This is a genomic window from Streptomyces boluensis, assembly GCF_009908195.1.
Lineage (GTDB): Bacteria > Actinomycetota > Actinomycetes > Streptomycetales > Streptomycetaceae > Streptomyces > Streptomyces boluensis.
Window position 1 is genome coordinate 1 of record NZ_JAAAHS010000317.1, and the last position, 9,145, is coordinate 9,145.

The 9,145-nt window shown below is 70.9% G+C and carries 9 protein-coding genes and 1 pseudogene; 8 read left to right on the forward strand and 2 right to left on the reverse strand.

The window, feature by feature from the left end; all coding sequences use genetic code 11:
* The 4 genes and pseudogenes from GUY60_RS40005 to glmM form a co-directional block, all read left to right on the forward strand.
* Positions 1 to 126 (forward strand): annotated as a pseudogene (locus GUY60_RS40005) (acyl-CoA dehydrogenase family protein); the annotation flags it as partial.
* 341 nt (positions 127 to 467) lie between these two features.
* On the forward strand, positions 468 to 911 hold the full coding sequence (rplM, locus tag GUY60_RS29020; RefSeq protein ID WP_161703103.1) for a 50S ribosomal protein L13: 444 nt from the start codon (positions 468 to 470) through the stop codon (positions 909 to 911).
* Positions 912 to 957: 46 nt separating this feature from the next.
* Entirely contained in the window at positions 958 to 1,479 is a 522-nt protein-coding gene (rpsI, locus tag GUY60_RS29025; RefSeq protein ID WP_161703105.1) for a 30S ribosomal protein S9, read from the forward strand.
* Positions 1,480 to 1,646: 167 nt separating this feature from the next.
* Complete coding sequence (gene glmM, locus GUY60_RS29030; protein ID WP_161703107.1) at positions 1,647 to 3,005, forward strand: phosphoglucosamine mutase; 1,359 nt, start codon at positions 1,647 to 1,649, stop codon at positions 3,003 to 3,005.
* Positions 3,006 to 3,143: 138 nt separating this feature from the next.
* Here the strand turns inward: glmM and GUY60_RS29035 are convergent, their stop codons facing one another.
* Positions 3,144 to 4,073, reverse strand: a complete 930-nt coding sequence (locus tag GUY60_RS29035; RefSeq protein ID WP_161703109.1) for a TIGR00271 membrane domain-containing protein — start codon at positions 4,071 to 4,073, stop codon at positions 3,144 to 3,146.
* Positions 4,074 to 4,101: 28 nt separating this feature from the next.
* On the reverse strand, positions 4,102 to 5,103 hold the full coding sequence (gene coaA, locus GUY60_RS29040; protein WP_312866469.1) for a type I pantothenate kinase: 1,002 nt from the start codon (positions 5,101 to 5,103) through the stop codon (positions 4,102 to 4,104).
* A gap of 159 nt (positions 5,104 to 5,262) precedes the next feature.
* On the opposite strand from coaA, the gene GUY60_RS29045 reads away from it, so the two are divergent.
* The 4 genes from GUY60_RS29045 to GUY60_RS29060 all read left to right on the forward strand — a co-directional run.
* Positions 5,263 to 5,496, forward strand: a complete 234-nt coding sequence (locus GUY60_RS29045) for a hypothetical protein (RefSeq protein ID WP_188133015.1) — start codon at positions 5,263 to 5,265, stop codon at positions 5,494 to 5,496.
* Between the two features lie 36 nt (positions 5,497 to 5,532).
* Positions 5,533 to 7,380, forward strand: a complete 1,848-nt coding sequence (gene glmS, locus GUY60_RS29050; RefSeq protein ID WP_161703113.1) for a glutamine--fructose-6-phosphate transaminase (isomerizing) — start codon at positions 5,533 to 5,535, stop codon at positions 7,378 to 7,380.
* Positions 7,377 to 7,745 (forward strand): holo-ACP synthase, encoded by a 369-nt coding sequence (locus GUY60_RS29055; protein WP_161703115.1) that lies wholly within the window; start codon positions 7,377 to 7,379, stop codon positions 7,743 to 7,745. Before glmS ends, GUY60_RS29055 begins: the two co-directional genes overlap by 4 nt.
* A 10-nt stretch (positions 7,746 to 7,755) precedes the next feature.
* A partial coding sequence (locus tag GUY60_RS29060) for an NAD(P)H-hydrate dehydratase (protein ID WP_161703117.1) occupies positions 7,756 to 9,145 on the forward strand: 1,390 nt, incomplete at its 3' end.

Genomic DNA, 9,145 nt, shown 5'->3' on the forward strand with positions numbered 1-9,145 from the left:
CCGGACGGTGGGCCGGGCCCCGACGGGCACCCGGCACGCTGGCTGCTCAACGGCGAGAAGTGCTGGATCTCCAACGCCCCCGAGGCCGACTTCTACACCGTCTTCGCCCGCACCACCCAGGACGCGGTGACGCTGTGTGTGCTGGCCGCTTCGGTCGCCGTGTGCTGTGCGCGGCGGGGCTCGGTTACCGTGGAGGCGGCAGATCCGCGGACCGCGGAGGAACCGGCGGTGCCGGTCTCCAGAGCCGCGTTTTGACCCGTACGGGGCGGCGCGGGTAGTCTCGAGGTTTGTTATACGTATTGGCTTCATCGTTCTCACGCGGATGGGCCCTTACGTAGGTTCCCTGGAGCAGTTACCAGTGGCTCGCATACGGGCAGCGTCCCCGGCATTGTGAGCCCCAGCTGCATGATCGCTTCCTGGGTGCCGTGTGTCTGGACCCCATCCACTGAAGAAGCGAAGGCTACGAAGTGCGTACGTACAGCCCCAAGCCCGGCGATGTCACTCGCCAGTGGCACATCATCGACGCGCAGGACATCGTCCTGGGCCGTCTGGCGACCACGGCAGCGAACCTCCTCCGGGGTAAGCACAAGCCGACCTACGCCCCGCACATGGACATGGGCGACTTCGTCATCATCATCAACGCCGACAAGGTTCACCTGTCCGGCAACAAGAAGACCCAGAAGATGGCGTACCGCCACTCCGGTTACCCGGGCGGTCTCCGTTCGGTCCGCTACGACGAGCTCCTGGCTAAGAGCCCGGAGAAGGCCGTCGAGAAGGCCGTCAAGGGCATGATCCCCAAGAACACCCTGGGCCGTCAGATGATCTCGAAGCTGAAGATCTACTCGGGCGACCAGCACCCGCACGCTGCTCAGCAGCCGGTGCCGTTCGAGATCACCCAGGTCGCGCAGTAACTCCGGCCACAGCCCCTAAGACGTAAAGAAAGATCTGAGGAGAATCGTGGCCGAGACCACCGTTGAGCAGCCGGTCGAAGAGACCGAGATCGTCGACGTAGAGCAGTACACCACCGAGTCGGACGCGCCTGTCGAGGGCGAGTACACCTCGGAGTCCAACGCCGCGCGCTTCGGCGACCCGCAGCCGGCCGCCGGCCTGGGCCGTCGCAAGAACGCCATCGCCCGCGTCCGGATCGTCCCGGGCACCGGCAAGTGGAAGATCAACGGTCGCACCCTCGAGGACTACTTCCCGAACAAGGTGCACCAGCAGGAAGTCAACGAGCCCTTCAAGGTGCTCGAGCTCGACGACCGTTACGACGTCATCGCGCGTATCTCCGGTGGCGGCGTCTCCGGCCAGGCCGGTGCCCTCCGTCTCGGTGTCGCCCGCGCCCTGAACGAGGCCGACGTCGACAACAACCGTGGCGCCCTCAAGAAGGCCGGCTTCCTCAAGCGCGACGACCGTGCGGTCGAGCGCAAGAAGGCCGGTCTCAAGAAGGCCCGCAAGGCCCCGCAGTACAGCAAGCGCTAATCGCTGCCTGCACTACTGCATCTCGAACGCCCCGGCGGCACACTCTGTGCTGCCGGGGCGTTCGTGTTATCCACGGTCGTGGGCGTATAACGACATAAGCGCTCAACGGCGAATGTTCGGAGCACAACAGACGTTCCGAAGGCTTCATAAAAGTACGGAGGACACCAGTGGGACGACTCTTCGGCACGGACGGCGTGCGCGGTGTCGCCAACGCGGATCTGACGGCCGAGCTCGCGCTCGGACTCTCCGTAGCGGCGGCTCATGTACTCGCCGAGGTGGGCACGTTCGAGGGCCATCGGCCGACCGCGGTGGTCGGGCGTGATCCGCGTGCGTCCGGGGAGTTCCTGGAGGCCGCGGTGGTGGCCGGTCTGGCGAGCGCCGGGGTGGATGTGCTGCGCGTCGGGGTCCTGCCGACCCCGGCTGTCGCGTACCTCACCGGTGCGCTCGGCGCCGACCTCGGCGTGATGCTCTCGGCCAGCCACAACGCGATGCCGGACAACGGCGTCAAGTTCTTCGCGCGCGGCGGCCACAAACTCGCCGACGAGCTCGAGGACCGGATCGAGTCGATCTACGAGGAGCACCGCACCGGCGCCCCGTGGCAGCGGCCCACCGGTGCCGGCGTCGGCCGCGTGAGCTCGTACGACGAGGGCTTCGACCGGTACGTCGCGCACCTCATCGGTGTGCTGCCGAACCGCCTCGACGGCCTGAAGATCGTCCTCGACGAGGCGCACGGCGCGGCCGCGCGGGTCTCGCCCGAGGCCTTCGCGCGTGCGGGTGCGGAGATCATCACGCTCGGCGCCGAGCCGGACGGCCTGAACATCAACGACGGTTGTGGCTCCACCCATCTCGGGCTGCTGCGCGCCGCCGTCGTCGAGCACGGCGCCGACCTCGGCATCGCGCACGACGGCGACGCCGACCGCTGCCTCGCCGTGGACCACACCGGCGCCGAGGTGGACGGCGACCAGATCCTGGCCGTGCTCGCGCTCGCGATGCGGGACCGGGACGCGCTGCGCGGGGACACCGTGGTCGCGACCGTGATGTCCAACCTGGGCTTCAAGCTGGCGATGGAGGCGCAGGGCGTCTCGCTCGTACAGACCGCTGTCGGTGACCGGTATGTGCTCGAGTCGATGAAGGAGCACGGTTACGCGCTCGGGGGCGAGCAGTCCGGGCACGTGATCATCCTCGACCACGCGACGACCGGGGACGGCACGCTCACCGGTCTGATGCTCGCGGCCCGGGTGGCCGCCACCGGTCGTAGCCTCCGCGAGCTCGCGGGGGTCATGGAGCGGCTGCCGCAGGTGCTCATCAACGTGCCGGACGTCGACAAGTCCCGGGTCTCCACCTCGGCCGAGCTGGCCGCTGCGGTCACCGAGGCGGAGCGTCAACTGGGGGCCACCGGGCGGGTGTTGCTGCGGTCCTCCGGTACGGAGCCGTTGGTTCGGGTGATGGTCGAGGCAGCTGATATCGAGCAGGCTCGGGCGGTTGCCGGGCGGCTTGCGGATGTTGTGAAGTCGGCTCTGGGGTAGGTCTTACGTTTCCGTCCGGGGGTGCGGTGGTCCGGGTGCGGTGGTCCGGGGCTCGGTCCTCTGGGGCTGCCGCCCCAGACCCCGCTTCCATCGGCCTCCGGCCTAGTCCTCAAGCGCCGGACGGGCTGATATTCGGCCTCAAGCCTTGCTGCGTTGCCTGGCCCAGAGCCACTTCTGGGCCAGCAGCGTCAGCGTGCCGGCCAGGACGATGCCGAGCAGGTTCAGCAGGAGTTGTTCGGCCGAGCCCCAGGCCTGGCCGTACTCGTTGTAGCTGAAGGCGACCGCCGCGTTCGCCGCGGCCGGGACCGTGGTGACCGAGATCGCCACGCCCACCAGGGCACCGGACTTGGCCGAGGTCAGGGAGAGGGTGCCGGCGATGCCCGCGAGGACGGCGACGATGAACGAGAACGCGTCGGGCCGGTAGATGAAGTTGGTGTTGGGCCGATCGGACCCCAACTGGGCGTCGCTGAACAGGCCTTGCCAGTCCATGAAGTGGCTGAACCCCACCGTCACCACCATCGCCACCGCGAAGCCCACGAGCAGGGCGGTCAGCGAGCGCAGCGCGAGCCGGGGCGCGCGGCGGACCGCGGCCGTGCAGAAGCCGGCCAGCGGGCCGAACTCCGGGCCCACCGCCATCGCGCCGACGATCAGGATGGCGTTGTCGAGGACCACACCGCAGGCCGCGATCATCGTGGCGAGGGTGAGGAAGGCGACGTAGGTGAGGGAGAGCGTCGACTCCTCGTGGGTGGCGTCGGCGAGTTGCTCCCAGACCACCGCGTCCGCGCCCTCGCCGGGTGCGTCCTTCTCGGCCTGCTCGGCGCGGTCGGAGAGCGACAGGTCGATGTTCTCGAGGGTGATCGCGCCGGTCCTGTCGATGCCGAGGGCGCGTAGGTCGGCGAGGAGTTCGTCGGTCGCCTCGCGGGCCACGTCGCACATCACCACGTCGCCCACCGGGTCGCGGGCGGCGCCCGGGAGCACGACGAGATGGGCCGTACCGACCGTTTTCTCGATCAGCCGGGCCACCTCGTCGGTGTGGTCCGCGGGGGTGATCAGGCGCAGGTGCAACATGCCCGCAGCGTAATGGGCGTTCGCGGACTCAGAGCTTGCGCAGGCGCAGTCGCTGGACCTTGTGGTCGGGGCCCTTGCGCAGCACCAGGTCGGCGCGGCCGCGGGTGGGGGCCACGTTCTCCAGGAGGTTGGGCTTGTTGATGGTGCGCCACATGGTGCGGGCGTACTCCATCGCCTCGTCCTCGGTGACCGCGGTGTGCCGGTGGAAGTACGAATCGGGGTTCTGGAACGCGGTATTGCGGAGCTTCTTGAAGCGGTTGAGGTACCACTGCTCGATGTCCTCCGGCTTCGCGTCCACGTACACGCTGAAGTCGAAGTAGTCCGCGAGGCCGACGCGGGTGCGGCCGTCCTTGCCGGGCAGGGCGGGCTGCAGGACGTTGAGGCCCTCCACGATCAGGATGTCGGGACGGCGCACGGTGAGGCGCTGGCCGGGCACGATGTCGTAGATCAGGTGGGAGTAGACGGGGGCGGTGACCTCGTCCTTGCCGGCCTTGATGTCGGCGACGAAGCGGGTCAGGGCGCGCCGGTCGTACGACTCGGGGAAGCCCTTGCGGGCGAGGAGGCCGCGCTCCTTGAGTTCCTTCATGGGCCACAGGAAGCCGTCGGTGGTGACGAGTTCGACGCGCGGGTGCTCGGGCCAGCGGGCGAGCAGGGCCTGCAGGAGGCGGGCCACCGTGGACTTGCCGACCGCCACGGAGCCGGCGACGCCTATGACGAACGGCGTGCCGTACTGCGTGCCGTGGCCGCCGCCGGTGTCGCCGAGGAAGGTGTTGAGGGCGCCGCGCAGCGCGTCGGTCGCGCCGACGTAGAGGTTCAGGAGGCGGGAGAGCGGCAGATAGACGTCGCGCACCTCGTCCAGGTCGATGACGTCGCCGAGTCCGCGCAGCCGCTCGACCTCGTCGGCGGTGAGCGGTAGCGGCGTCTTCTCGCGCAGGGCGCTCCATTCGGCGCGCGTCAGATCGACGTACGGCGTCGGTTCTGCGCGACGGTGCGCACTGCGGTGGGCGCTTCGGGGCGGCGAAGAGATCACGACAACATTGTTGCGGCTGGATGAACGTCGTGGTGGGTGGGGTGCGTCACGTGGCGGACGAGCCATGCGGTAAAAGGTCTAGACCGGGCGGGGGCGAGAAGGGTACGTTCCGGACCTCGGGCGCGTGAGCCGCACGCCTCCCGGCCCTGAGGGGGCGCCATGTCCGTACGCCGCCGTGTGTTCGCCCGCCGTGGATCCGGGTCCGTGGAACGCGCCGCGTTCGCCGAGGCGGTCAGGAGCGAGCTGGCGCTCGACCTGCCCGACGAGGATCTCGCCGAGGACCCGCAGGACTGCCTCGACCTCTACGAGCCCGGCAGCAAGCCGCGCTGCGAGGAGTTGGAGTATCTGCAGCTGCTGCGCGATGCCCGGGATCGGATATCGAGCCACGGTTGACGGCCCACTGCCGGTGCCGCGCCGTAGGCTGCGGCCATGTGCGGAATCGTGGGGTACGTCGGCTCGCAGTCGGCGCTTGATGTCGTACTCGCCGGACTGAAGCGGCTCGAGTACCGGGGCTATGACTCGGCGGGTGTCGCCGTGGCCGCCGACGGCGGTCTGGCGGCCGCGAAGAAGGCCGGGAAACTGGTCAATCTGGAGAAGGAGTTGGTGGACCGTCCGCTGCCGACCGGCACCAGCGGGATCGGGCACACCCGGTGGGCCACGCACGGCGGCCCGACCGACGCCAACGCGCACCCGCACCTCGACAACGCGGGCCGGGTCGCCGTCGTGCACAACGGCATCATCGAGAACTTCGCGGCGCTGCGGGCCGAGCTCGCGGACCGCGGCCACCGGCTCGTCTCCGAGACGGACACCGAGGTCGTCGCGCACCTGCTCGCCGAGGAGTACTCGGCCTGCGCCGACCTCGCCGAGTCGATGCGGCTCGTGTGCCGGCGCCTGGACGGGGCGTTCACCCTGGTCGCGGTGCACGCGGACGAGCCGGACGTGGTGGTCGGGGCGCGCCGTAACTCGCCGCTCGTGGTGGGCGTCGGCGAGGGCGAGTCGTTCCTCGCCTCGGACGTCTCCGCGTTCATCGCGCACACCCGCTCCGCGATCGAGCTGGGCCAGGACCAGGTCGTCGAGCTGCGCCGGGACGGGGTGACGGTGACGGACTTCGACGGGAACGCCGCCGACGTGCGCACCTTCCACATCGACTGGGACGCCTCGGCCGCGGAGAAGGGCGGCTACGACTACTTCATGCTCAAGGAGATCGCCGAGCAGCCCAAGGCGGTCGCCGACACCCTGCTCGGCCGGATCGGCGCGTCCGGTGCGCTGACCCTCGACGAGCTGCGCATCCCGGACGCGGTGCTGCGCGAGGTCGACAAGGTCGTGATCGTGGCGTGCGGTACGGCGTTCCACGCGGGCCTGATCGCGAAGTACGCCATCGAGCACTGGACGCGGATCCCCTGCGAGGTGGAGCTGGCCAGCGAGTTCCGCTACCGCGACCCGATCCTCGCCCCGCGCACCCTGGTCGTCGCCATCTCGCAGTCCGGCGAGACGATGGACACCCTGATGGCGCTGCGGCACGCGCGTGAGCAGGGCTCCACGGTCCTGGCGATCTGCAACACCAACGGCTCGACGATCCCGCGCGAGTCGGACGCGGTGCTCTACACGCACGCCGGGCCCGAGGTGGCCGTCGCCTCCACCAAGGCGTTCCTGACCCAGCTGGTCGCCTGCTATCTGGTGGCGCTGTACCTGGGGCAGGTGCGCGGCACCAAGTGGGGCGACGAGGTCGACGCGGTCATCCGGGAGCTGTCCGAGATCTCCGGCGCGGTTGAGCGGGTCCTCGACACCATGGAGCCGGTGCGGGAGCTCGCGCGCTCGCTCGCCGACAAGAACACGGTGCTGTTCCTGGGGCGGCACGTGGGGTATCCGGTCGCGCTCGAAGGGGCCCTGAAGCTCAAGGAGTTGGCGTACATGCACGCCGAGGGCTTCGCCGCGGGGGAGCTCAAGCACGGGCCGATCGCGCTGATCGAGGCGGATGTGCCGGTGGTGGTGGTCGTGCCGTCGCCGCGCGGGCGCTCGGTCCTGCACGACAAGATCGTGTCCAACATCCAGGAGATCAGGGCGCGCGGGGCCCGCACGATCGTGATCGCGGAGGAGGGCGACGAGGCGGTCGTGCCGTACGCGGACCACCTGATCCGGATCCCGGCCACGCCGACGCTGCTCCAGCCGCTGGTGGCGACGGTGCCGTTGCAGGTCTTCGCCTGCGAACTGGCCACCGCGCGGGGCAACGAGGTGGACCAGCCCCGCAATCTCGCGAAGTCGGTCACCGTCGAATGATCATCGGGGTGGGGATCGACGTCGCCGAGATCGACCGGTTCAAGGCGTCCCTGGAGCGGACGCCGGGGATGGCCGAACGGCTTTTCGTGGACTCGGAGTTGCTGCTGCCCAGCGGTGAGCGGCGCGGTATCGCCTCGCTCGCCGCCCGGTTCGCGGCCAAGGAGGCCCTGGCCAAGGCGCTCGGCGCCCCGGCCGGGCTGCACTGGACGGACGCCGAGGTGTACGTCGAGGACAGCGGGCAGCCCCGGCTGCGCGTGCAGGGAACGGTGGCGCGGCGGGCGGAGGAGCTCGGCGTGCGCGGCTGGCATGTGTCGTTGAGCCATGACGCGGGGGTCGCCTCCGCCGTGGTGATCGCGGAAGGGTGAGCGTCCTCGTATGCGCACAGCGTTCGGTGTCGAGACGGTACGCGCGGCCGAGCGGGAGCTGATGGCACGGCTGCCCGCGGGTGCGCTGATGCAGCGGGCGGCGGCCGGACTCGCCGCCGCCTGCGCGGAGTTGCTGGGGAAGGTCTACGGCTCCCGGATCGTGCTCCTGGTCGGCAGCGGTGACAACGGCGGCGACGCGCTGTACGCGGGCGCCCGGCTCGCGCGGCGCGGGGCCGGGGTCGCGGCGGTGCTGCTCGCGCCGGAGCGTGCGCACGCGGGCGGCTTGCGGGCGCTGCTCGCGGCGGGCGGCAGGGTGTCCTCCACCCCCGAACGGGACATCGCGGACGCCCGCCTGGTCCTCGACGGCATCGTCGGCATCGGCGGCCGGGGCGGCCTTCGCCCGGACGCGGCCCGACTGGCGGAACTCGCCGCGGACTCCCGGGCGTTCGTCGTCGCCGTCGACCTGCCGAGCGGCGTCGACGCGGACACCGGGGAGGTGCGCGGGGAGGCGGTACGCGCGGACGCGACGGTGACGTTCGGCACGTACAAGCCCGGTCTCCTCGTGGATCCCGCGCATGAACACGCGGGCGCGGTCCGCCTGATCGACATCGGCCTCGAACTGCCCGCCGAGGCCGACCTGGAGGCACTGCGGTACGCGGATGTGGCGGGGCTGCTTCCGGTGCCGGGTGCTTCGAGCGACAAGTACCGGCGCGGGGTCGTCGGCATCGCGGCCGGTTCGGCGCGCTACCCGGGCGCCGCGGTGCTCGCGGTGGCGGGCGCGCTGCGCGGCGGTGCGGGCGCGGTGCGGTACGTGGGCCCGGCCGGGGACGCGGTGATCGCGCGGTACCCGGAGGCGCTGGTGCACGCCGGGCCCCCGTCCAAGGCGGGCCGCGTCCAGGCGTGGGTGGTCGGCCCTGGCCTCGGCGACGACGCCGATCGCGTACGGGACGTGCTTGCCGCGGACGTGCCGGTGCTGATCGACGCGGACGGGTTGCGGTTCGCCGACCGGGACGAGGTGCGGGCGCGCACCGCGCCGACCGTGCTGACCCCGCACGCCGGGGAGGCGGCGGCGCTGCTCGGGGTCGAGCGGGCGGAGGTCGAGGCGGGCCGGCTCGCGGCGGTGCGGCGGCTCGCGGAGGCGTACGGGGCGATGGTTCTGCTCAAGGGATCGACGACCTTGATCGCGGCTCCGGGGCGCGTTGTGCGTGTGAACCCCACGGGGACGTCGTGGCTGGCCACGGCGGGGAGCGGGGACGTCCTCTCGGGCCTGGCCGGCGCTCTCCTGGCCGCGGGCCTCGACACCGTGGACGCGGCGTCCACGGCCGCCTTCCTCCACGGCCTCGCGGCCCGCCGCGCGGCTCGGGGCGGGCCGATCGGGGCGCAGGATGTGGCGGAGGGGG

Bases quoted from the DNA above. Each gene is read 5' to 3' on its own strand.
- GUY60_RS29035 (WP_161703109.1), bottom strand. From the start codon at position 4,073: ATGTTGCACCTGCGCCTGATCACCCCCGCGGACCACACCGACGAGGTG.
- GUY60_RS29045 (WP_188133015.1), top strand. From the start codon at position 5,263: ATGTCCGTACGCCGCCGTGTGTTCGCCCGCCGTGGATCCGGGTCCGTG.
- glmS (WP_161703113.1), top strand. From the start codon at position 5,533: ATGTGCGGAATCGTGGGGTACGTCGGCTCGCAGTCGGCGCTTGATGTC.
- GUY60_RS29055 (WP_161703115.1), top strand. From the start codon at position 7,377: ATGATCATCGGGGTGGGGATCGACGTCGCCGAGATCGACCGGTTCAAG.